Raw genomic sequence first — 22,946 nt, forward strand, 5'->3', positions numbered from 1 at the left:
TGATTAACTTTGCGCATGGCAGAACAGATTTTAATCCTAGACTTTGGTTCTCAGTACACACAGCTAATAGCCAGACGTGTTAGAGAACTGGATGTATATTGTGAAATTCACCCTTTCAATAAAATCCCCCCAATTACTTCAGACATTAAAGGAATCATACTTTCAGGCAGTCCTTGCTCTGTTAGAGACAATGATTCTCCTGATCTGGATTTAGATGCACTTCGCGGTAAATTACCCATTTTGGGTGTGTGCTATGGAGCACAGCTAATGGCGCAGAAATACGGTGGAAATGTAACACCTTCTGAAATCAGGGAATATGGAAGGGCCAAAATTTCTCATTTGGACACCCATTCAAAGCTTTTTAGGGAATTGACACATGATTCTCAAGTATGGATGTCCCATGGAGATACCATCAAGGAATTGCCGGAAGGGTTTGATGTCATCGCCAGTACGCACTCGGTAAAAATAGCCGCGTACAAAGTACAAGGTGAAGAAACCTATGGTATTCAGTTTCATCCGGAAGTGACCCACTCTACAGAAGGTAAGAATCTCTTGAGGAATTTTGTGGTTCAGATTTGCGACTGTGCACAGGATTGGACCTCAGATGTATTTATAGATGCTACCATAGCTTCTCTTAAAGAAACCATAGGAAAAGACCGTGTAGTGATGGGCTTGTCTGGTGGTGTGGATTCATCAGTGGCAGCAACCTTAATACATAGAGCTATAGGTGATCAATTGACCTGTGTCTTTGTTGACAATGGTTTGTTAAGAAAAAATGAGTTTGAAGAAGTTCTGGATTCCTACAAAGGAATGGGGCTTAATGTCATTGGCGTGGATGCCAAGCAGAAGTTTTATGATGCTTTAGCCGGTATATCAGACCCTGAAGGAAAAAGAAAAGCCATCGGAAAAACCTTTATCGAGGTTTTTGATGATGAAGCCCATAAAATCAAGGATGTAAAATGGCTGGGGCAAGGAACCATCTATCCAGATGTGATCGAATCCGTTTCGGTCAATGGCCCATCAGCAACCATTAAATCTCACCACAATGTGGGTGGGCTTCCAGATTTTATGAAGCTTAAAGTAGTAGAACCATTAAACACCCTATTTAAAGATGGTGTAAGAGAAGTTGGTAAAGCTTTAGGCATTTCCGATGCCATCATTGGCAGACATCCTTTCCCAGGTCCGGGACTTGGGATTAGAATTTTAGGAGACGTGACTGAAGAAAAGGTGCAAACCCTTCAGGAGGTAGATTATATTTTTATTCAAGGTCTGAAAGACGCAGGCTTGTATGATGATGTATGGCAAGCGGGATCCATGTTGTTACCAGTACAGTCTGTAGGCGTAATGGGTGATGAAAGGACTTATGAAAGAGTTGTAGCCTTAAGAGCGGTTTCATCGGTGGATGGCATGACTGCGGATTGGGTTCATTTACCCTACGATTTCCTAGGCAAGGTCTCCAATGATATTATCAATAAAGTGAAAGGTGTGAACAGGGTCGTATACGATATCAGTTCCAAACCACCTGCAACCATTGAGTGGGAATAAAAATAATAAGAAAAGCCTGATGGAGAAGTCAGGCTTTTCTATGTAAATACGCTTAAGGAAAATTTAATTTCGTAATTTTGAAATGATGACGGTTTTTTGTGAAAAAAGGTACGAAGTTTGAAACTACACCATTAAAGAATTCTTCACCCCATGAAAATAACACTATACTTTCTATTTCTTATTGTTCCCTTGTTCACTGCCTATTCGCAGGAGGGTTTTGATCAACTTGAACAAGCTAAAAAACAGATACAGCAAGGAAATCAGGCAGAGGCAATGGAGTTGCTAAGACCTTATCTTGATAAAGAGAAATACAGTTCGTTATCAGATTATGCGAGGTATCATTTTGCTAGAGCAGCCTATGGTAACAGGCAATTTGAACTGGCTAAAGAAGCCTTAAATTCTCTTATTGCTACGAGGGGTTTCGCGAAAAAAGACGATGCCCGCTACCTTTTGGCATTGTGTCATTTTGAGCTCTCGTCTCCAAATGATGCATTGCGATTGATAGATCAAATCTCAGATGAAACCTTGAAAAAAGAGGGGTACAAAGCAAGCTATAATTTTTTGAAAGTAAGCGCGTCAAGTTCTCTTGCTGTACAGTACGGGCTTTTTCCTGAAAATAAGGGCTTGGTCATGGCTTTAAAAGAGCGGCTTGAGACACAAGGTTCTATGTCCTCTACAGAAAGATCCTTGTATGAAAAAATCAGAAGTGAAGCTTTGACTCAGGGAAGTAGTAACGTTAAGCTTTCGAGCAAAGACAATGTTTTAGATATTGCCGTGGTGCTGCCTTTTAATTATGAAGGCAGATCCGGAGTGCAGTCAATTAATTCAAACAACTTTGTTTTACAATTGTATCAGGGGATAAAACTTGCATTGGATCAAGCCAAATCAAATGGGGTAAAGTTAAATTTTAAAACTTTTGATACGGAAAGAAGTGATGCCAAAGTAAGAGGTATATTAGAAGACGACTTTTTATCTAATGCTGACATCATTATTGGGCCACTGTATCCTGAGGAAACTGCGCTTGTTGCGAGTTTTGCTCAACAAAGACAAATTCCTCAAATTAATCCACTGTCCAATATTGATGAAAATGTAAAGGGATTTGAATACTCTTATTTGTTCAGACCATCTATTCAGGCAATTAGCCAAAATGTATTGGATTATTGCAGAAAATTTGAAGGGAAAAGAGTTGCAATAGCCTATTCTGGGACGAGCAGAGATGAATTATTGGCAGCTACTTTTGTAGATATGGCTAGAATTAGTGGGCTTCAAATAGTGAAGAATCAAAAAGTAACTACCAGAGATATGCAGGGTTTTTTCGAGAGCCTGGAATTGGGGAAAGGAAAATCCCAAACCGCAGATTTGATGGTAATCTTTTCGGATGATCCGAACATAGCCTCACCTACTTTTGGGCTTGTAGAGTCTTTAGGAGCAGGACTGCCAGTGGTGGTAATGGAAAGTTGGTTGTATTTTGATTTTGCTAATTACGATATGATGGAAACCCAAAATTTCCATTTTGTAGGCAATAACACCGTTGATTTTAATAATGAATTGCTGGATGATTTCAGGAACGATTACATGAATCATTATAAAATCAACCCTTCATCATTTGCTTATATGGGTTTCGAACTCGCCGATTTTGTAACCAAAGTTATCAACGAAGAAAAAGGTTTTGACTTTCAAAAAAATCTTGATAGAAGAAGTTTTATAAAAGGGAATTTAACATTTGGTTTTAATTTTTCTCGAGTGAGATTTAATAATTATGTTCCTATTCTAAGTTTGGAAGATGGAGTTTTGACTATTGAAGAATAATTAGATGACGACAAGTAAAAGCAAGCAGCTTTTTGAAAAGGCTCAGAAATTCATACCTGGAGGCGTAAATTCACCTGTGAGGGCCTTTAAGGCAGTAGGTGGCGATCCTTTATTTATTGCTAAAGCAGAAGGTGCCTACATCTTTGATGTTGATGGAAATCGATACATAGAAGCGATCAATAGCTGGGGACCAATGGTACTCGGTCACAACCATCCATTGGTGCGTGAAGCGGTTATTAAAGCCATGGAAAACGGAACTTCTTTCGGAGCTCCCACTGGACTGGAAGTAGAGATTGCGGAATTGATCACAAAGATGGTTCCTTCCGTAGAGAAAGTTAGAATGGTTAATAGCGGTACTGAAGCAACCATGTCTGCCGTTCGACTAGCTAGAGGGTTTACAGGTAGAGAGAAATTTATAAAATTTGAAGGTAATTATCATGGGCATGGTGATAGTTTCCTAATAGCAGCGGGATCTGGAGCCATTACCATGGGGAATCCCAACTCTCCCGGTGTTACTAAAGGAACCGCTAAGGATACCCTTTTGGCCCCTTTTAATGACTTAGAGAAGGTTAAAGAGGTGGTGGCAGCAAACAAAGAAGAGATTGCAGCCATTATTCTAGAACCAGTAGCTGGAAATATGGGCTGTGTTTTACCTGAGCCAGGATTTTTGGAAGGACTACGAAAAATCTGTGATGAGGAAGGTATAGTGTTGATATTCGATGAGGTGATGACAGGTTTCAGGCTTTCTCCTGGAGGAGCTCAACAGCTTTTTAATGTAAAACCTGACCTTACCACAATGGGTAAAATTATTGGTGGAGGTATGCCGGTAGGTGCTTATGGAGGTAAAGCTGAAATCATGGATTATGTATCCCCATCAGGGCCTGTTTATCAAGCGGGAACGCTTTCTGGAAATCCAATTGCAATGGCAGCAGGTCTTACTATGCTGAAATACTTGGATGAAAATCCATCTGTGTATGCTCAGTTGACTAAGACCGGAGATACCTTAGTTGGTGGGATAAAAGATAGCCTTAAACAAATGGGGCTTTCCTATACTATCAATAACTTAGGAAGCATGTACACCCTTTTCTTTACCGATAAAAAGGTGATAAATTTTGCGGATGCTCAAACCTGTGATACAGGTGTTTTTGGTAAATATTTTAGAGGGATGTTGGACAGAGGAATTTATCTTGCCCCTTCACAATATGAGAGCCTATTCTTGTCAACAGCCTTGGAGCAATCGCACTTGGATCAGATTTTAGATGCCAATGAACAAGTGTTAAAAAGCTTGTAGTCAGTTAGGTTTTTGTTATAAAAAAAGGAGGCTTTCAATATTTGAAAGCCTACTTTTTTTATGCTAATTGATCTTCTATTTTAAGATAGACTTAGTGGTTTCGATAATTTTTTGAACGATATCGTTGTCCTTCAAGTCTTGAGAAGTGCCAGTTCCTCGATTCTCAGCAAGGTCTAAAAGCTGCTCAATATTGGCAACAGCAGATGGACTTCCTTCCTTTTTAATTTTGTCTACCAATTTTTCAGCAGCATCCTCCTGGCCAGAGTGCTTCAAGGCCAAAACAACTAGAGCTTGCTCTTTGCTGTTGCTATTCAGGTGGTCTCCTTGAGAAATTACAGCTTCCAGGTATTTTGAGAATTGCGGTCGATTATTTTTAGCTTTGTTTACCGCAGCAGCCAAGTAATCTTGGAGAATCTCTCTTGGGTCGAAAGGTTTTCCTACACCTAGGTTTTCTGGCCATATTCTTGATTTTTCAATTTTACTTGTAGCAGCATTCCATTTTTTTGACTGAATGTCTTGAAGTGCAGCATTCAAGTAGACGCTTTCGTAAAGGGTTCTTCCTCCTCCAGCACCCTCATGAGGCAAGACCTGAATTTTATCCAAGAGGTTCATGGCTACTTTATAATCTCCATTTGTGTTGAGGAGTTTAATCATTTCCATCTCCAGTACATAGTTGCCAGGAAAGGCTTTTGTTGCTTCTTTTAGAACAGCCATTGCCTTTTGTTGATCTCCGGATTTATTATGGTATTTGGAAATTTGAAAATAGGTTCTCCATTGTTCTTTGTCCAATTCAAGTGCCCTTTCGAGGTCTTTCAGATTGTTCTCTTGGCTTTCATATTTATCCAGAAGGAGTGCTCTACTCAAGTAAAAAGAAGCTTCATCCGCAGACTGGTTTATTGTTTTTAATATTTGTCTTCCTTCATCCTCCTGTCCCAGGGCCATAAGGTTGAGAGCCAGGTAATAGTCAATTTTCCATGAAGTCACTTCAGATTGAGCCCATTTAAGCATAGGTAAAGTTTCTTTTCTGAAGGGTAGGACAAACTCAGTAGGTTGAGCGATCATTTTCTCCAGTTGGGCTTCTTTTTGCGCTGGATCCATACTTGCTATCCATAAGTTTACCAATGCATGAGGGGGACTGTTTTGTAATAATTCTACAGCGTTTTCTTTTAGTCCGTACTTTTTATAGACAGCAGCTAGCTCCAAGTAAGTTTGATAAGGGAATTCATTGTTTATTACTTTTTTGAATTCATCCAATGAGGCAGGCGTTTTATCCATTAGGTACCGCTCAAATCGAATAAAGTGATTCAATGGATCAATTTCCCAAAGTTTATCCAATGTTGCTTTTGCCAAATCTTTTTCACCTTGAAGTCTTTGGATTACCGCCAAAGCCTGTAGTGCCATTATATTGTCGGTGTTGTTTTTAAGTGCTTTTTTCGCATAGTCTTTAGCCAAGGAAAGTTGCCCTTCTGAAAGGTAAATCTCAGACATGATGGTGTAAGCGGAGGAACGGAACTCCATTGACCTGGCGGCCCAGCCATAAGCTTCAAGGGCTTGTGTGGTTTGCTCATTTGCTAAATAAATACTTCCAGCTACAAAATTCGCCTGATGGTCAAAATAATCAGCAGACAAAGCCTTATAAATGTTCTCTAAGGCCTCATCATATTGAGTAAAACGCAGCAGAAGTTCAGCATAATCTATCCTTCCTTGTTGATGCCCGGGGTCATTTTCTAGTAGCTCTTCATAGGTCGCTTTTGCCTTTTTGTAATCTCGGCTGTAATAATATTGCCTGGCTTCGAAATACAATTTTTGGTTTGGAGATTGTTTAGGTGCATTTACCTTGTCAAAAGGCCTGATGAGTTTCATGTCATCCGTTTCAGACCATTTGTACAATTGTTCACCTTCAAAAGATACCACAAGCTCCTTGATGGGGGTGTCCACTTGGATTTTATGGGAGATTATGTCCATGGCATTTCCCTTAACAGGAATAGATTGAGAACTACTCCCATTGATTTTTATGTCTATTGACCCGTCAACTTTTTGGAAAGGGTTGAATCCCAATTTTACCAAATTGTTTGTTTTCTCTAGATGAATAACACCTTTTTTGGACACATTGCTAATGCCTCCTATTTGTTTAACGGGGAACCAAAAGTTTGACCATTGATCTATAGTATATGGGGCAAAGCCTGCTTTGGTAAGTGGTGTTTCCACATTTTTTGATGGGGAAAACTGGTTCAGCATTCTTCCAGCCTGAAATTCCATATATTGACCGTTCTTATCTGTCAATAAGTCTTCCCAAATCCCTCCATTTCTTGATAAAGCCCATAACCATAGTTTCTTTCCAGGGCTGTCGTCGTAGGTGGAAAAATGTCCAAAACCTATTCCTTTGTCGTGAAAATAACCTCCGAAATGATTTAAATAGGATCCGGCAATATGTTGGGATTTGGCTCCACCAAAATTATTGTTTTTATATAGATTGATTTCAATCCCATCCTGTATTGGCCAATCTTTTATTTCTCCGCTATGTTGTAAGGCGATGTGACCGGGATAATAAAACTCTTGGTCATTTGCCACATGAGCTGCTGCTGTCATCCAGTTGTAATAAGGCTGTCTTAATGGTTCAGGATTGTACCAAGTGGCATCCGTTTCAAAATAGGCTTTGTCCTTAGGTAAGTTGATTTTTACTCTCCATTGGGTCCTTGAAGGAAGGTCAATGGTACCGACTACGCAGGTCACACTACCATCTTCATTTGTGTAATAAATATAATCTACAGGACTGGCAGTAGCTGGAGAATGACCAATGATGCCGAAATTAAATTCTATGCCTCCTGAGGTCCAGGGACCACGCATGGCAATGTTTCTAAATTTCACGACCTCATTTTCATAAATAAAATCTTCGGAAGTTGATTTTTCTATTGCACCCCAGATTCTGCCACCTATTTCTGGCATTACCGTGACTTTCAGGAATTCATTTTCGAGTGTAATAAGGTTCCATTCTTTATTCTGAGACTTTACACTATAGCCATCAAAAGTGAAATAGGGGTAAATGTTCGGCTTGTAGGCCAATGAAGGAACTGGGTTAGGATCTGAGAAAGAATAGGTCTCAAATACGGTTGCTTGTTGTGTAACCCGAGCTTCTTGAGCTGTGCCAGGTTGGCCTATGGCTAGCATTAAAGCCAGAAAGACTGCTATTTTTAATTTCATGTTAAATAAGTGGTTTATTAAATAGGGGAATTGGCTGTTGATAATGGAATGCCCCCGGACTAAAGCGTTTCATTACATTTGAACTCATTCCTCAAATGTATGGTTTTTTGGGCTAAATGGGTACACGTGAATTCCTTTGGTGTTTTATTGGTAAAATTTATTTAATACTAATTAATAACCAATTCATTTTTGATAAAGGGTTATTGCCGTGTTTGTAATTGAAAATAAGAATGGTTTTATTTTTCTTTATTACTGGATTAGTACAAAAGGGGTGAATTGGGGAGCAAGCTAGCCTAGGTGAAACCCTATGATTCCAGTTTCAGTTAAAGCTAATCCCTGTACAATTTATGCGGCTTTTTAAACCTGTTAATCTTAATTAATGGCATATATTTGGACAAAATAAGGTAATTTTAAAGCCTAAAGGGCAGAAGAATTTGTAATAGCCTGAGTTTAACCCGGATTATGTAATAGAATGTCTATTGCATATTTTGGGTTTAATCAAGTAGCCATTTTAACCATTATTTGGAAAGGCTTTGACCAAAAAATAAAAATAGCATGAGTGTAAAGATTTATGGTATCAAAAATTGCAATACGATGAAAAAGACCTTCACCTTGTTTGAAACCTTAGGGAAGGAATATGACTTTATCGATTATAAAAAGCAAAAACCAGATAAAGGGCTTTTAGAAAGTTTTATTGACAGCCTGGGTTTGAATACTGTAGTCAATCGAAAAGGTACCACTTTTAGAAAGCTGGAAGAAAGTGACAAAGCAGCTTTGGAAAGTATTGAAACTGCAATTCCTATTCTTCAAGAAAAAAGCAGCATGATTAAACGTCCAATTCTTGTGTTTGAGGACGGTAGCATGCAGGCAGGATTTGACGAAGAACTGATCCGGTCTAAATTTTAAAAGGGCAGTGGTTCTGTTTTTTTTAGGTAAATTTTGATTGGTCTGACTTGTCCATAGGCAACAAGTCTATTTCTAAGTATCCTCCGGACGCATTAGGGCTGGTTAGGAATTGAGGGATACCATTGGCCCAGTCTATGGTTTGTCTGTGGATATGTCCTGCCAAAACACCTAAAAGGTTTTTCGTAGTGAATACCTCTCTATGAAATTCCATAGTGGTTTTACTATGTCCATTTTCAGGCCAACGTTGCCTACGTTCAATTTCAAAATTCCTGTCATTTTTGGCATTATAATCAGGATGCCCACAGCCATATCCCAAGCTTCTTCCTGGGGCATATAATGGGATATGCATCATTAGAAGGGTAGGCTTTCCTTTTTTTACTTCTCCTTTATAAAACTCCAGTTGCTCCGGAAGTATTTCATAATAGCTATTGTCAATATTTACCAGATTAACACCTTTAACTTCAACGGAATACATCAGCGGGTTTCTGCCTTTGTATAAAGGGAGCAGCCGTTTATTAATCCATGTTTCTCTTAGTTCGTGCAAGCTTCCCTTCATTCCTTCATAGTGCCAGTCATGGTTTCCACTGGAATAGAAGTAGGGGATGCTTGTTTTTTCCAGCCGATCCAATGCCCACTCTATGGCCGCTTCTGACGGGAAACTAAATAAGTCTCCCGTCAGTGTGATGGCATCTGCTTTCTCCTGCTTGGCGATTTCAAGAGTAGCTTCAAAAGCTTCTTCAGGGTGCGTGGGATTCCCGGTAAGAAAATGCTTTGTTTCATTGTATGCTTTAGCCATGCGGCCACTGTATTCTTTGTATTTTACGCCCCTTTCGTCATCTTTCCATAAATGGGTATCAGTGACATGCATGATCTTCACCTTTTGGCTAAGATCAGGGATATTGTAGGTGATTTTATGTCCGTTGACACCAATTATAAATGGGTTTTTATTGTAGTCTGCTTTTGGTTGAGCAGCCAATCTACCATCACTTACGCCTAGCGCTAACCCCGCAGATAGTGCTCCGGCATTTTGGAAAAAATGTCTCCTTTTCATAAATCAGTTCGCTTTTATTCGTTCCACATTGGTGCAGTAAGTCCGTTCAAGTCCCAAACTACTTTGCCAGAACGAACGGTTAACTCATTCTCGATTTTGTATTTGCCCATCATTTTACCAATGCCAGTTTTTTCAGTGAAGCCGAAGTCACCTTCAAGTACATTGAATACAGCAATATCAGCAATGGCTCCTGGGCTTAAGTGACCTAATTCTGTTCGCTTGATTACCTGAGCAGGTGTCCAGGTAGAAGCAGCAACCACCTCTTGAAGGTTCATACCTATGTTAAGAAATTTGGACATGACATTGTTCATGTTTTTCATGCCGCTCATGATACTGCTCAAGTGACTGTCTGTGCTAATTGTGTTGGGTTTGATGCTTTGCTCAATAGCAGGGATAGCATGTTTGAAGGAAAAACTGGATCCACCATGTCCTACATCATAGATAACACCCCTTTCTTGTGCTGCTTTAATAAATGGACGTAATTTTCCATTGTCATCTACCAAGGCTTGTCTAGAAGGAACGCCACCACCAAAGATATGTGTGTAGATGTCACCCGGACGAAGTTTTTCCATAAAGAGGGTCTCCAAAGATAAAGGAGGGTTTGCTCCGCCGAAATCTACCATTACCGGAATGTCTGCCAATTCTCCGGCTTTAACCAATCGGTCAATCTGTTCCCATTGATGGCCAGAATAATGGGCTACTTTGACCCCAACGATATAATCAGGATATTGCTTGGCTACCAATGCAGTCATTTTTGGATCCATGTCGTCCAAGTTTTGTTCATAAAGAGAACCCTTCATTCCATGACCTACGATATTAAGCATTACCAATACTCTTGTGCGGACCCTGTCGATAACCTGTTCCTTAAACTGCACAAAATTGCGCCATCCTGAACCTCCTGTGTCTACAACAGTGGTAACACCAAATGGGAAGGTATATCCATCAGGGTGAATGGCACTGTAGCCACTGCTGTATTGTCCTTTAGGGTCTAAACCATAAAAATTATGGGTGTGTATGTCTACAAGTCCTGGGCTTACATACAATCCTTTTACATCGATTACCTCCGCTGCTAAATCTGATGAAATGGATTTCTGTACCAAAGCTATTTTGTCCCCTTTTATTGCGATGTCCATAGGCTCGTCAATATTGTTTTTAGGGTCCATTAAATGACCACCTTTGATTAAGAGGTCGTATTGCTGTGCAATTAGCTGTAAGGAGCCAAATCCAAGCAGAATTATAGTGAAGGCCAATTTCAGCCAGTGAGATGAAAGTTTAGTAATACTGATCATGCGAGATAGTGGAATAAGTTGATTTTATTTTTCTTGGGATAATTTAGCCCATTAGCTGCGTAGAAGCAAACATTTTTTTTTGATCGGTCTTGGGAAGAGGTAAAAACAAAACGGAGGATGTAGGTCCTCCGTTTTGTTTATTTATATGAATAATTGAAATTTTAACCTCAGTGTTTGCCGTCAAGTATGCTATTGGCAGAGGCATCATAAAGTGATTTCCCTACGAAATAGAAAGCCTATTGCCTCTTTTGGGTTAAACAGCTTCTGAAATGATCTGGTGAATGTCTTCATCCAGTATTTCTTTTTTCATGTCAGCATGTTTTAAGAAAACATTATAGACTTTGTCTAATTCTAGCTTCGAAAGGGTATGACCTACTTTGTGCGCACGATAAGCCAATGCTGCCCTGCCTGATCTGGCAGTAAGTACAATCATTGATTCGTCTACACCTACTTCAATTGGATCAATGATCTCATACGTTTCTCTGTTCTTAATTACACCGTCCTGATGTATTCCTGAAGAGTGAGCAAATGCATTAGAACCAACGATGGCCTTATTAGGCTGAACCATCATTCCCATCTTGTCGGCTACCAAGCGACTGATTGGATTAAGCAATCTGGAATTAATATTGTTGGTAACGTTTAGTCTTGGGTGTTGCTTCATTATCATGGTTACCTCTTCCAAGGAAGTGTTTCCCGCTCTTTCACCGATACCATTGATGGTACATTCAATCTGCCTTGCGCCATTCATTATAGCAGCAATTGAATTGGCTGTGGCTAGCCCCAAGTCATTGTGGCAATGCGCTGAAATAATCACGTTTTCAATGCCTCTTACATTGTCAACGAGATATTTGATTTTGGTACCATATTCATCGGGTAAGCAATAGCCAGTGGTATCTGGGATGTTTAGCACAGTGGCTCCAGCCTTGATAACAGCTTCACAAACTCTCGCAAGGTATTCATTGTCTGTCCTGCCGGCATCCTCAGCATAGAATTCAACATCTTCAACAAAGCTTTTAGCATGAGCAACAGCCCCAGAAGCCCATTCAATGATGTTCTCCCTATTGCTATTGAATTTGTGCTTGATGTGGTAGTCAGAAGTTCCTATACCAGTATGTATTCTAGGTCTCCGTGCAAATCTTAGGGCATCAGCAGCCACCTCAATGTCTTTTTTTACTCCCCTAGAAAGCCCACATATAATGGGTTCCGAAATATTTTTTGATATTTCAATAACGGAATTAAAATCTCCAGGGCTAGAAATAGGAAAACCTGCTTCGATCACATCTACACCTAAAGCCTCCAGTTGTTGTGCAATTTCAATTTTTTGAGGGGTGTTTAATTTACATCCGGGCACTTGTTCCCCATCTCGTAGGGTGGTGTCAAAGATCAATACGTGATTCTCATCCATAGTTTTAATATTTTAATAAAATCTAAAGTAGAACCTTCCAATTAGCCAATAAATTCATTTAACTTTATATGTCCGATGCCTAATGTTAAAAAATTTATCATTAACACCTGAAAATGAGTGTTATAAGTGTTTTTAAATTATGATATCCAATAGTAAAAAAGATTTTTTATTTGACCTGATAAACAGCCTTTCTCCCTCCGAGAAAAGGAATTTTAAATTGTTCGCTAAGCGGCTTGCCTCAAATGAAGGGGCTAAATTTCTTTTGCTTTTTGATGCCTTGGATAAAATGGGGGCTTATAACGAACGGGAACTGCTGGAAAAGGCACCAGTTACAAAAAAGCAATTGTCCAATATGAAAGCTCATTTGTACAAGCAGGTTTTGACTTCCTTACGTCTTTTGTATGCCGATAGGAATATAGAGTTGCAACTGAATGAACAAATTGATTTTGGAAGAATTTTGTTTAATAAGGGCTTGTATATGCAGGGTTTGAAAACCCTTGAAAAAGCCAAGCAGGTGGCAAGTTTATATGGCCTCGATACGATAATGCTAAGGGTTGTGGAAATGGAAAAAGTCATTGAATCCCAGCATATCACGAGAAGCATTAAAAATAGGGCGGATATTCTAAGTGAGGAGGCTGCTGTCTTGTCAAAAAAAGTGGATCTTAAAAATAGGTTTTCAAGTCTTTCCTTGCAGCTGTATGGGATTTATTTAAAGACTGGTTATATCAAAGATAAGGAAGGCAGGGAAATGCTGGAAAACTTTTACAAGCAGAACATGCCTGTATATGATTTTATGACGCTTGGGTTTTATGAGAAAATGTATCTATTCCAAGCCCAGGTATGGTATTTTCATATTATTCAGGATTTCCCGGTTTGCTATAGGGCGGCCCAGCATTGGGTAGATCTCTTTCATTCAGAACCTCAAATGATCAAAGTGGCCACAGGAAGCTATTTGAAGGCTTATCATTACTTGCTGGATACCTTGTTTTATATGGGCTATTATGAGCGGTTCGCTAAGGTGCTGGAGGAGTTTAGGCTTAGCTTGCGACAAAAGGACTTTGTATGGGATGGGAACAGTAAGATCCTGTCATTCCTCTACCTATACTCCAATCTAATAAACTTCTATTTTCTTAAAGGAGATTTTACCAAGGGGGTAAAAGAGATTGTGCCTGATTTATTAAAAGACATTGCACCTTTGAAGCGAAAGCTAGATGTGCATCATTTGATGGTTCTGCATTATAAAATTGCTTGCCTTTATTTCGGAAGTGGGGATAATGAAAGGGCTATTGTGTACTTGGATCAGGTGATTGAAAATAGCCAAATAGGATTAAGGGAAGATTTGCAGTGTTTTGCCCATATTCTTAAGCTAATAGCTAGCTACGAGGCAGGGATTGATGAGAAGTTGGATGGGCAGATTAGAAATGTCTATAGGTTTTTAATCAAAATGGACGATTTGCATCAGGTGCAAAAAGAAATGATGCACTTTATTCGTAACCTTAGCCGGATTTATGATCACGAGCTTAAAGGGGCATTTATAGAGTTACGAGAAAAATTACTTGCCTACGAGAACCATCCCTTTGAAAAAAGGGCGTTTTTATACCTGGATATTATCTCTTGGTTGGAAAGTAAAATAGAAAACAGACCTGTACAGGAAATAATCCGACAAAAATTCTCAGAGAAAGTTAAGCGGGAAAAATATAAAATATCAGACAATAGTCTATAAAAAAGCAGCCTGCTCCAGAATAGAGCAGGCTGCTTCGCAGGAATATGTAAGAAATTTAGGCTAAAACCTCTTTTTCCATGATTACCTGTCCTTTATAATACAGTTTACCGTCAAGCCAGAATGCTCTGTGGGGTAAATGAAATTCCCCGGTGGTAGGACACTGAGCCAAACCAGGTGCATTTAATTTATAATGTGTCCTTCTTTTATCTCTTCTGGTTTTGGAAATTTTCCTTTTAGGATGTGCCATATCTATGTAATTTTTAGATTATTCGTTATTTTTTAAATTTTTCAAAGCTTTCCAAAACGGGTTTCGGTCGTCTTTTATTTGTTCTTCTGTCAAGTCACTTTCTCCTGCTTCATAGACAATCCAACCTTCATCTTCGTCGTCTTCATCTTCTTCTGTCAGGTGATCAGGGTGAATTTTTTTTGCAGGGATTCCGAGCAAAATAAATTCATAGATCAATTGCATCACATTGATGCTCTGTGTGTCATTTGTTATGAAATAGATCTCATCATCTATTTCAGCTTCCTCCTGTCCGTACTTGTATATTATCTTATGAGACAAGTCGGTTGGATGATCGAAATTTTCAAGACTTCTGTCACAGGTTATATTTACCTTTCCCTTCAAATTAAAAATAACTTCAATTAAGTTAATTCTTTTGTCAAGCTCTATTTCTACTTTAATAGCGACATCGTTTACTATATCCCTACTGTTTTCAAAATGATCTAGGAACTCGGTATCAATTTCAAAGGTGAAATTGTGCCTGCCTTCTTTCAGTCTGATAATGTCAATATCGAATTTCCTTATGAATTTCATTTTTCGAATTAAGACCGCAAATTTAGAAAAATATTTCTGATTAATAAAATCTACCCTTTAATAATTTCATTAAGTAGCAGTTAAGTTTTCTTTTCTCTTAATCATATCGTGTGCCAGAAAAATTGCAGAACGCATAGAACCGGGGTCAGCGTCATTTTTTCCAGCTATATTGTAGGCTGTTCCATGGTCTGGACTTGTTCTGATAATCGGCAGCCCTGCGGTGAAATTTACCCCTGAATCAAAACACAATGTTTTAAACGGGATCAAACCCTGGTCATGGTACATGGCCAAAACCCCATCAAACCGTTTTTGGTGCATCATTCCAAAGAAACCATCTGAGGGATAGGGGCCAAAAACCAAGGCGCCTTCTTCTTTAAAGCTTTTAACCACAGGTTGGATGATTTCCTGTTCTTCATTTCCTAATAATCCATCTTCTCCAGCATGTGGATTCAAGCCAAGTACCGCAATTTTAGGTTTTGTAATACCAAAATTTTCCTTGAGAGACCGAATCATGATTTTTAACTTCGCCCGAATGGCTTTTTCGGTTACTCCATTTACAATGTCTTTTAAAGATACGTGACCAGTAACTAATCCAATTCGCATGTCTTCAGACACCATAAACATCATGCTTTCCTTGGTGTCAAAAGCATTTGTTAAATATTCAGTATGCCCTACAAAAGGTGTCTCAGTACTGTTGATATTGTTTTTGTTGAGTGGCGCAGTGACTAAGGCGTCCAATTGACCGCTTTTTAAGTCTACTATGGCTTGATCTATGGCAGCCAGGGCCATACTGCCGGCATCTCTTGTTTCTACTCCAGGCATCACCTCAGGCGATTCCTGTACAACATTGATTACATTGATTTTTCTATGGTGAACTTCTTCAATGCTTTTGACCTGAATGAAATTAAAATCATTTAGCTCCAAAGCTTTTCTATAAAAGGTAAGGGCTTTGCCATGGCCATAGATCACAGGTGTAATCATTTTTTGTAGTCGGTTGTCCAACAAAGCTTTCATTGTCACCTCCGCACCAATTCCATTAATATCACCTATACTAATTCCGATTACGGGTTTATTCTTTTTTATGTTCATGGCCTTTTTGTCTTTGGCTTAATGATAAACTTTTTTTTAATTTTATTATTCAAAATAAAAGGTTTCCAAACGGGGTGAAACAAGTGTTCAATTACAGCTATTTGGCAATCGTTTATCTAGCCAGAATGAGTAGGCAATTGAAGCGCTTTTGAAAATATAATTTAATAGGATACTTCTACTCTGAAGCGTGAATTAACGGCTTTTAATTGATCAAAAGCTGCTTTTGATAATTTTATCAATAGTTTGTTGTTGTCTCCAGTTGCTGGTAACACCCCAACTACTCTAGCGAATACCGTTACATCATTTTCTTCATTTCTGACTCGCATTATTGTTCCTACAGGAGCGTTTCTGTGAAGTACCAAGAATTTTTTATGATTACCTGTTCCTTCGATAACTTCCGCCTGACCACTTTCCGTTACGTTTTTGAAAGCAGTGGATGTACTGATGTTGTTTGTTGGAGGGGTTGAACTTTCAGAGTTGGTAAGCTCTGCACTAGGTTTGTTATTTCCTGGTAATTGAGTAACTGGGATATTGGCATTGGTTTCCCTACCTACTTTTAGGGTTTGTCCAACAGATAAGTTGTTTGAAGAAAGCCCATTCCATTTAATGATGTCTTCAACGTTTGCCTCGTACTTTCTGGCTATGGCAAACAAAGTTTCTCCTTGAACTACCTGATGGGATATCCAATTGCCTGTAGTGGATACAGAAGGAGAAGTAGGTGCAGTAGATGGACTGGCAGGCACTGGGGCCGGAGCTTCTTCAGTTTTAACTTTTTCTACCTTTTCCTTAGGCTGTTTTTTCTTTGTGTTTATTTTTTCAGCGGCAACGGCTACTGTTTGAGGTGTTGCTTCAACAGGTTTTTCTACCTTCTTTTCTACAACAGGAGCTTCCAACTGCTCGATGCCTTCTATAATAAGCGCTTGGCCTACGCTAAGATCAGTGCCTTTCAGGGCATTGGCCTTCATCAGCTTATCCATGCTAATATTATATGACTTGGCAATTGAAAAAAGCGTTTCTCCAGGTGTCACATGGTGTACTTTAGCACCTTCAGGGATAGCCTGTTTCTCAATATAGGGAACCCTGATACGTTGCCCAATTTTTAGCCCATCCTTTAAAGTATCATTGTTTTGGACGATTTCATTTACAGGTGTGTTGTATCTCCTTGAAATTCCAAATAAAGTCTCTTGAGGATCTACTTGGTGAATAATATAGGATTTACCTCCTATTTTTTCTACTCCTACAGAATCCCTATCCACAAGTAATGCTCCTTTAGATGGGACAGCAAGGCCAATCATCCCTATAATCAATATCCAGCACTTCATTTTACTATCGGTTTTTAACAATAAATTTCTAATAATCATGCAAATTTGATATTTATTTTATCAATTGCAACTCCATTTTATACCAATAGGGGCGATGATCATTTTTATTGGTATATTCATACAGAAATATTAAACAGGTATTTAAAATGAAATTCTGGTTTAGCTTATCCATCTATATTTTCATCAATTTTATTGTGGTTCCATTTGTTCAGGGACAAACTGAACAATCTAAGGACTCTTTACAGACCGTCTATGTGTTTGAAATGAAGGATGATATAGATCCTAGAATGAACAGGAAAGTTAGAATGGCAATGGAAGATGCGGTGGAGAAAAAGGCCGCATTGATCATTGTTCATATGGACACCTATGGAGGGGCAGTTAATGATGCTGATGATATCCGAACAAGCTTTCTGGAATCCAAAATTCCCATTGTGTCATTTATTGATAAAGATGCGGCATCAGCTGGGGCATTGATATCCATAGCCTGTGACAGTATTTATATGGCAAAAGGAGGAAGTATCGGGGCTGCTACAGTGGTGATGGGGGGCTCAGGTGAGGCTGCGCCGGACAAGTACCAGTCTTATATGCGTTCAATGATGAGAAGTACTGCTGAGGCTAGGGGGAGGAATCCTCAAATTGCTGAAGCCATGGTAGATGAAAATATTGAGGTTGAAGGAGTTTCTAAAAGTGGAGAAGTCATTACCTTCTCTGTATCTGAGGCTATAGAAAATGGTTTTTGTGAAGCTCAGGTTTCTTCTATTGAGGAAATTGTTGCTAGATATGGCCTAACAAACTATGAAATCTATAAATATTCTCCTTCAGCTACTGAAGACATTATTTCTCTTTTCCTCAATCCAGCGGTAAGTGGGTTTCTGATTTTGATCATTTTTGCTGGGATTTATTTTGAGATACAAACACCAGGTATAGGTTTCCCGCTTGCAGCGAGTGCTATAGCCATGCTGTTGTATTTTATCCCCTATTACCTAACAGGTCTCGCAAGCAATTGGGAATTGGTGGTCTTTATTGTGGGGATAGTCTTATTGGCCCTGGAAATATTTGTCGTACCGGGCTTTGGGGTATTTGGAATTCTGGGGATTGTCTGTATTCTTTCCGGTTTAACCATGGGTATGCTGCCTAATGAGCAGTTTGACTTTACTTTTGTAAGTTCTGGGAAACTTTTTGCAGCCTTATTGACAGTGATTTTGGCAGCAACTATTGCTACGGTTCTGATCTTTACATTGACACCCAAAATCAATCAATGGGAAAGTTTTAGTAGGATTTCCCTGGCTGATACGCAGCAGAAGTCTGAGGGGTATACCTCTTCTTTATATAGTCAGGAAATGCTCGGTAAGGAAGGGGTTACTCATACCCGCTTGATGCCGAGTGGGAAGGTAATTATTGAGGATGAAATGTATGATGCTTATTCAAGGGGAGAATTTATTGATAAGGGAGAGAAAATTAAGGTGATAAGTACTGAGGGGACCTCATTGAGAGTGAAAAAAAATGAGGTTTAATTTTTCTACCCATAGAATAAAATTCCAGTTCTTTCATCATGCCTCTCGATTTTTACTAAATTTCGAAATCAAAACCCTCTTTAAATAAGGAATGAGATTTATTAGAAGAATTTATTCTATCTATGGTAGCATCGGATTTATTATGGCTTTTCTGATTCTGCTGCCAAAATTTATCTATACCATTGAGGTCCCGGGTAAGAAAAGTCAAGGGAGAAAATTAAACAGAATTTGGTCAAAGCTGTTTTTTGGAATGCTATTTTTTAAAGTGAAAATAGAGAACCGAAATCACCTAAAGGAAAGCGAACAGTTTATCTTTGTGTCTAATCATTTTTCCTATTTGGATATTCCCGTGCTCGGGTTAATACCATTTGATCTTGTGTTTATAGGTAAAAGCTCACTGGCTAAAGTGCCATTGTTCGGATACATGTTTAAAAACTTACACATTGCAGTGGATAGGAATAGCTTAAAAAGCAGAGGAGAATCGATGCTAAAAGCCAAAAAAGCGTTGGATGAAGGTGCTAGCGTGGTGTTTTTTCCTGAAGGAGGGATTTCAAGTGAGGCTCCGCCTGCCATGGCAAGGTTCAAGGATGGAGCTTTTAAATTGGCTTTAGATAAACAAATTCCGATTATTCCTGTCACTTTATCTTACAATCACTTAATTTTGCCAGACGATGGTAAGTTTTTGTTGCGCTATAAACCGGTAAAAGTAGTCATCCATGAGCCTATTACCGTAAAAGGTTCCGGGCCTAATGAGGTGAAAGAAATTAAGGAGAAATGCTTTGCCATTATCCAAGAGCAACTTAATAAAGACAATAAACCATTAGCATTTAAAAAAGAAAATTCATGAAACTAGATATCAATTCTCTTAAAAAAATAGCCCACCTAGCCAGGCTTGAGTTTGACGAAAACAGTGCGAAAAAAATGACCACTGATATGACGCAGATCCTTGACTGGGTAGAAAAACTAAATGAGGTGGATACCGACAATGTTGAACCCCTTATTACAATGTCTTCTGAGGAAAATGTAATGAGAAAAGATGAGGTAGGACAGCACTTGGATCATGAAAAAGGGCTTAAAAATGCACCGCAGAGAGATTCCGATTATTTCCGTGTTCCAAAAGTAATGGAATAATGCGCCGGTCAATCTGGCAGAACTTAATCTTTTTCTTTTTTTTGGCTGCTCTTATTGGTGCAGGGATAGGATTGTTGTGGTTAGAATTTGCGGGAGATTCTTTTCAATCTGCCCAACTTTTAACGCTTGAAGAAAGAACTAATGTTCCTTTAGGAAGCTTTCTTTTAGCCTTGAGTTCTTTAGAATTAGAGGTTCAGAATTTCTTGCTTCTTGATCAATTTGAGACTGCCCCATTGCTTACTTACCCCATCTTGACACAAGTGATGGGGATTGGTGTGTGGCTGTTGTTGTTGTTGTTTATTGTTTTGATAACACTATTGAAGCGACAGGCATTTTTGATAGGAGCAGGAGTACTGATATTATTATTAAGCGTTAGCGGAGTAAACAGCTTAAATATTGGAGGGATAGGCACCAATATTCCCTTGGGGATCTGCTTGCTGTTCCTTTTGGCTCCAGCAGCTATCATTCGCCTCTTTTTCAATTATTTGTCATTAAGCTTTAGGATGATATTAATTCTGGGTTTGGGGATAGCGGGATTAGCTGTCTTAATTTATTTTGCTCAGGCGCCTTCACCGACTTATTTGTTGTCAGAAAACCTGTTTTTAATGGCCCTTGTCATGGGCAGTGGTTTTATTCTATACATTGGGCATTCTTTTGTTTCCGCAACTTATTTGTTTTTAGCTAAACTGAATAGAGGTATTGGCATCAAGATCGGTTGGCATTTCGCCGTTGTGTCTACTTTGTATTTGGTATTAGCGGCTTTGGTTTTTCTTGAAGCTACAGGTGATTGGTACAAATGGCCCTTACCTTCATTCCAACTTTTACTTTTTCTTATTGCTGTTGTCGGCTTTTTCGATATTCACTTTAGAATTAAATATTACCCTCAGGCTTTCAATGAGCCTTGGATAGGTAAAGCTTTTTATCTGGGAGGGTTTGCGATTTGCCTTTTGGTGCTTTTTAAGGCGGAACTGTCAGGAAATACACCCATGATAGATTTTACGCATCATGTATTTGCCTATAGTCAGCTTGGTTTTAGCGTTTTATTCTGTCTATACATTTGGGTGAATTTTTCTGCTATTATAAATAGTGGGAATGCCATTGAAAAAATAATGTACAAACCGCCCTTTTTCCCTTATTTTCATATGAGGCTAGGAGGAACCATAGCGGTGTTGATTTTGATGGTTTATGCTGCAGGGATTATTGCCATACAATTTGGCACTTCATCAACTCACTTGTCAGCTGATTACTATTATACTACCAAAAGACCAGTTGAAGCATCCGTACTCTACGAAAATGCCTTTGATAGGTATCGCTCAAACGACCATGCACTTTATGCTGTAAGTAATATTTATCTGGAACAAAATCAACCTACTCTGGCTCTCAAAACATTAGAAAGAAGTTTTGAACAGAACCCTCAGGTAAAGGATATTTTGCTTTTGAGTCAAATGTTAGAAAAGCGTTCAAGGGCCAATGAGGCAGTTTTTTATTTGGAAGAAGGATTGAAATACTATCAGGGAAACCCTTTTTTAGCAAATAATCTCGCGCTGGTGTACCATAGGATGAACCTTCCTAAGGAGGCTTTAAATACCCTATATAAAATGGAAGGATTTGAGGAAGTGAGCCTGCTTAATGCTACCGGGATTAAAATTGCGCATGGTTTGCCTTTGGAAGAAGAAAACCTTTTGGCTCCTGGTCTAAAGAATGAAATCAATCTGTTAGCAGCTAAGAATGCAGGGGGAGAGACTGTGCCTTTAGAGATCAATTCATTTGAGAATAACCTTACCAATGATTTGATAGGAAGGTCATTGATTAGGAATTTTCTAACAAATACCGACAAAGGTTATTTTAATAGTATGCTAAGTGCAGACCTTGATTCAATGTTAAATCAGGAAGAACTTTCCTTATCGGTAGAGCAAAGTTTAAAAGAATCTGGCTTGATATTGAAGTACAAATCCGGCGATATTAAGGGATTACTTGAACACTTAAATGGAATGGCCTTTAGGTTCAGTCAGGATGCAGGTTTTTATCATGCATTTGCAGGATGGGTTCTATCTGAACAAGGTGATTTTGAAAAAGCAGCGATTGAATGGAAGCAAGCATCCTTAAAGGGCTATTCGAAATTCACATCTGACCACTTGCCATTCTTGTATTTCGGTGGATTGAAAGAGGAATCAGCCTTTATTTCAGCAAGCCAAAAGGTAGATTTCCCTAATTGGATGCGATTTGATAAGTCGGGACAATTGTTAGAGAATGACACTGCAAAACTTTACCAAACCTTGGCAGGACTTCCAGGGATGTTGGGTAAAGAATTACTGCCAGCATTGAGGTCTTTGGAAAGTGATAGAAATAAAGAAATTCTTGCCGGAGAAATTATAAAAAGGAAATCTCACTGGCTTGAAGAAAATACGCTTGAGGAACTGCTCACAATAGCAAATAATAGCGGGCAATTTACAGTGGAAGGTTCTTCTCTTGAAGAGTATCTCCAAAAGGTTAAGGTTGGCGGGACACTAGCCAGTGATAATTGTGAAATTACAGTCCTTAACCCGTATTTGACACCTATGGTTTTGGCGCAGATGGAACAAATTGAGGAGGCGGAGAAACGTTATGAATTGCTACAGGGAGCTTGCCAATTCAATAAAGATCCGGTTTTGTGGGTAACGTTAGTGAAATATTGCCGTATAATTGGATTAGACCAATATGCCAGTGCCAATTTAAGGCTAATGGCTGAGTGGATTGGTCAGGAAGACCTAACTGAATTACAGTTGAAATTTCTATAATTCCTTTGGTATAATTTAACAGGTTGAATTCCTGTTTTTGAGCAATATACCCTATCTTCACATTCTAAATCCCAAA

At 39.0% G+C, this 22,946-nt stretch carries 17 protein-coding genes; 9 read left to right on the forward strand and 8 right to left on the reverse strand.

Annotated elements, in window-relative coordinates; genetic code table 11:
• Positions 1-15 precede the first annotated feature (15 nt).
• The 3 genes from guaA to hemL all read left to right on the forward strand — a co-directional run bounded on the left by guaA (position 16) and on the right by hemL (position 4,645).
• Positions 16-1,545: a glutamine-hydrolyzing GMP synthase gene (guaA, locus tag AC13EX_RS15550; RefSeq protein WP_482893391.1), complete on the forward strand. Its 1,530-nt coding sequence runs from the start codon at positions 16-18 to the stop codon at positions 1,543-1,545.
• 150 nt (positions 1,546-1,695) lie between these two features.
• Positions 1,696-3,354, forward strand: a complete 1,659-nt coding sequence (locus AC13EX_RS15555) for an ABC transporter substrate-binding protein (protein WP_048640819.1) — start codon at positions 1,696-1,698, stop codon at positions 3,352-3,354.
• A gap of 4 nt (positions 3,355-3,358) precedes the next feature.
• A complete protein-coding gene (gene hemL, locus AC13EX_RS15560) occupies positions 3,359-4,645 on the forward strand; it encodes a glutamate-1-semialdehyde 2,1-aminomutase (RefSeq protein ID WP_482893393.1) in 1,287 nt (428 codons plus the stop codon).
• 75 nt (positions 4,646-4,720) lie between these two features.
• Here hemL and AC13EX_RS15565 read toward each other — a convergent pair whose 3' ends face one another.
• Positions 4,721-7,846 carry a DUF5107 domain-containing protein gene (locus AC13EX_RS15565; RefSeq protein WP_482893394.1) on the reverse strand — a complete coding sequence of 1,042 codons (3,126 nt, stop codon included), beginning with the start codon at positions 7,844-7,846 and terminating at the stop codon, positions 4,721-4,723.
• Between the two features lie 555 nt (positions 7,847-8,401).
• Between AC13EX_RS15565 and AC13EX_RS15570 the strand changes: the two genes are divergently transcribed.
• On the forward strand, positions 8,402-8,752 hold the full coding sequence (locus AC13EX_RS15570; protein WP_048640816.1) for a Spx/MgsR family RNA polymerase-binding regulatory protein: 351 nt from the start codon (positions 8,402-8,404) through the stop codon (positions 8,750-8,752).
• Positions 8,753-8,774: 22 nt separating this feature from the next.
• Here AC13EX_RS15570 and AC13EX_RS15575 read toward each other — a convergent pair whose 3' ends face one another.
• From AC13EX_RS15575 to AC13EX_RS15585, 3 genes are all read right to left on the reverse strand, one after another.
• The gene (locus AC13EX_RS15575) at positions 8,775-9,803 is read right to left on the reverse strand and encodes a metallophosphoesterase family protein (RefSeq protein ID WP_482893395.1); all 1,029 of its coding nucleotides are present in this window, start codon (positions 9,801-9,803) and stop codon (positions 8,775-8,777) included.
• Positions 9,804-9,817: 14 nt separating this feature from the next.
• The gene (locus AC13EX_RS15580; protein WP_482893396.1) at positions 9,818-11,092 is read right to left on the reverse strand and encodes an amidohydrolase/deacetylase family metallohydrolase; all 1,275 of its coding nucleotides are present in this window, start codon (positions 11,090-11,092) and stop codon (positions 9,818-9,820) included.
• Between the two features lie 253 nt (positions 11,093-11,345).
• Positions 11,346-12,497, reverse strand: coding sequence for a 2-isopropylmalate synthase (locus AC13EX_RS15585; RefSeq protein ID WP_482893397.1), 1,152 nt, complete (start codon positions 12,495-12,497; stop codon positions 11,346-11,348).
• Between the two features lie 139 nt (positions 12,498-12,636).
• Between AC13EX_RS15585 and AC13EX_RS15590 the strand changes: the two genes are divergently transcribed.
• Entirely contained in the window at positions 12,637-14,220 is a 1,584-nt protein-coding gene (locus AC13EX_RS15590) for a hypothetical protein (protein ID WP_048640814.1), read from the forward strand.
• A 55-nt stretch (positions 14,221-14,275) separates the two neighbouring features.
• Here AC13EX_RS15590 and rpmF read toward each other — a convergent pair whose 3' ends face one another.
• The 4 genes from rpmF to AC13EX_RS15610 all read right to left on the reverse strand — a co-directional run bounded on the left by rpmF (position 14,276) and on the right by AC13EX_RS15610 (position 17,448).
• Positions 14,276-14,467, reverse strand: coding sequence for a 50S ribosomal protein L32 (gene rpmF, locus AC13EX_RS15595; protein WP_048640813.1), 192 nt, complete (start codon positions 14,465-14,467; stop codon positions 14,276-14,278).
• 18 nt (positions 14,468-14,485) lie between these two features.
• On the reverse strand, positions 14,486-15,037 hold the full coding sequence (locus AC13EX_RS15600; RefSeq protein WP_048640812.1) for a YceD family protein: 552 nt from the start codon (positions 15,035-15,037) through the stop codon (positions 14,486-14,488).
• A gap of 69 nt (positions 15,038-15,106) precedes the next feature.
• Positions 15,107-16,126, reverse strand: a complete 1,020-nt coding sequence (gene pdxA, locus AC13EX_RS15605; protein ID WP_048640811.1) for a 4-hydroxythreonine-4-phosphate dehydrogenase PdxA — start codon at positions 16,124-16,126, stop codon at positions 15,107-15,109.
• A 161-nt stretch (positions 16,127-16,287) separates the two neighbouring features.
• On the reverse strand, positions 16,288-17,448 hold the full coding sequence (locus AC13EX_RS15610) for a LysM peptidoglycan-binding domain-containing protein (protein ID WP_482893398.1): 1,161 nt from the start codon (positions 17,446-17,448) through the stop codon (positions 16,288-16,290).
• A gap of 146 nt (positions 17,449-17,594) precedes the next feature.
• Between AC13EX_RS15610 and AC13EX_RS15615 the strand changes: the two genes are divergently transcribed.
• The 4 genes from AC13EX_RS15615 to AC13EX_RS15630 all read left to right on the forward strand — a co-directional run bounded on the left by AC13EX_RS15615 (position 17,595) and on the right by AC13EX_RS15630 (position 22,870).
• On the forward strand, positions 17,595-18,962 hold the full coding sequence (locus AC13EX_RS15615) for an NfeD family protein (RefSeq protein ID WP_482893399.1): 1,368 nt from the start codon (positions 17,595-17,597) through the stop codon (positions 18,960-18,962).
• 91 nt (positions 18,963-19,053) lie between these two features.
• Positions 19,054-19,809: a lysophospholipid acyltransferase family protein gene (locus AC13EX_RS15620; RefSeq protein ID WP_048640809.1), complete on the forward strand. Its 756-nt coding sequence runs from the start codon at positions 19,054-19,056 to the stop codon at positions 19,807-19,809.
• On the forward strand, positions 19,806-20,093 hold the full coding sequence (gatC, locus tag AC13EX_RS15625; RefSeq protein WP_048640808.1) for an Asp-tRNA(Asn)/Glu-tRNA(Gln) amidotransferase subunit GatC: 288 nt from the start codon (positions 19,806-19,808) through the stop codon (positions 20,091-20,093). Before AC13EX_RS15620 ends, gatC begins: the two co-directional genes overlap by 4 nt.
• Positions 20,093-22,870 carry a tetratricopeptide repeat protein gene (locus AC13EX_RS15630; protein WP_482893400.1) on the forward strand — a complete coding sequence of 926 codons (2,778 nt, stop codon included), beginning with the start codon at positions 20,093-20,095 and terminating at the stop codon, positions 22,868-22,870. Before gatC ends, AC13EX_RS15630 begins: the two co-directional genes overlap by 1 nt.
• Positions 22,871-22,946 lie beyond the last annotated feature (76 nt).

This window comes from Cyclobacterium sp. L-R (genome assembly GCF_056859355.1).

Excerpts from the sequence above, each read along its gene's own strand:
- guaA (WP_482893391.1), top strand. The coding sequence starts at position 16 with ATGGCAGAACAGATTTTAATCCTAGACTTTGGTTCTCAGTACACACAG.
- AC13EX_RS15555 (WP_048640819.1), top strand. The coding sequence starts at position 1,696 with ATGAAAATAACACTATACTTTCTATTTCTTATTGTTCCCTTGTTCACT.
- hemL (WP_482893393.1), top strand. The coding sequence starts at position 3,359 with ATGACGACAAGTAAAAGCAAGCAGCTTTTTGAAAAGGCTCAGAAATTC.
- AC13EX_RS15565 (WP_482893394.1), bottom strand. The coding sequence starts at position 7,846 with ATGAAATTAAAAATAGCAGTCTTTCTGGCTTTAATGCTAGCCATAGGC.
- AC13EX_RS15570 (WP_048640816.1), top strand. The coding sequence starts at position 8,402 with ATGAGTGTAAAGATTTATGGTATCAAAAATTGCAATACGATGAAAAAG.
- AC13EX_RS15575 (WP_482893395.1), bottom strand. The coding sequence starts at position 9,803 with ATGAAAAGGAGACATTTTTTCCAAAATGCCGGAGCACTATCTGCGGGG.
- AC13EX_RS15580 (WP_482893396.1), bottom strand. The coding sequence starts at position 11,092 with ATGATCAGTATTACTAAACTTTCATCTCACTGGCTGAAATTGGCCTTC.
- AC13EX_RS15585 (WP_482893397.1), bottom strand. The coding sequence starts at position 12,497 with ATGGATGAGAATCACGTATTGATCTTTGACACCACCCTACGAGATGGG.
- AC13EX_RS15590 (WP_048640814.1), top strand. The coding sequence starts at position 12,637 with ATGATATCCAATAGTAAAAAAGATTTTTTATTTGACCTGATAAACAGC.
- rpmF (WP_048640813.1), bottom strand. The coding sequence starts at position 14,467 with ATGGCACATCCTAAAAGGAAAATTTCCAAAACCAGAAGAGATAAAAGA.
- AC13EX_RS15600 (WP_048640812.1), bottom strand. The coding sequence starts at position 15,037 with ATGAAATTCATAAGGAAATTCGATATTGACATTATCAGACTGAAAGAA.
- pdxA (WP_048640811.1), bottom strand. The coding sequence starts at position 16,126 with ATGAACATAAAAAAGAATAAACCCGTAATCGGAATTAGTATAGGTGAT.
- AC13EX_RS15610 (WP_482893398.1), bottom strand. The coding sequence starts at position 17,448 with ATGAAGTGCTGGATATTGATTATAGGGATGATTGGCCTTGCTGTCCCA.
- AC13EX_RS15615 (WP_482893399.1), top strand. The coding sequence starts at position 17,595 with ATGAAATTCTGGTTTAGCTTATCCATCTATATTTTCATCAATTTTATT.
- AC13EX_RS15620 (WP_048640809.1), top strand. The coding sequence starts at position 19,054 with ATGAGATTTATTAGAAGAATTTATTCTATCTATGGTAGCATCGGATTT.
- gatC (WP_048640808.1), top strand. The coding sequence starts at position 19,806 with ATGAAACTAGATATCAATTCTCTTAAAAAAATAGCCCACCTAGCCAGG.
- AC13EX_RS15630 (WP_482893400.1), top strand. The coding sequence starts at position 20,093 with ATGCGCCGGTCAATCTGGCAGAACTTAATCTTTTTCTTTTTTTTGGCT.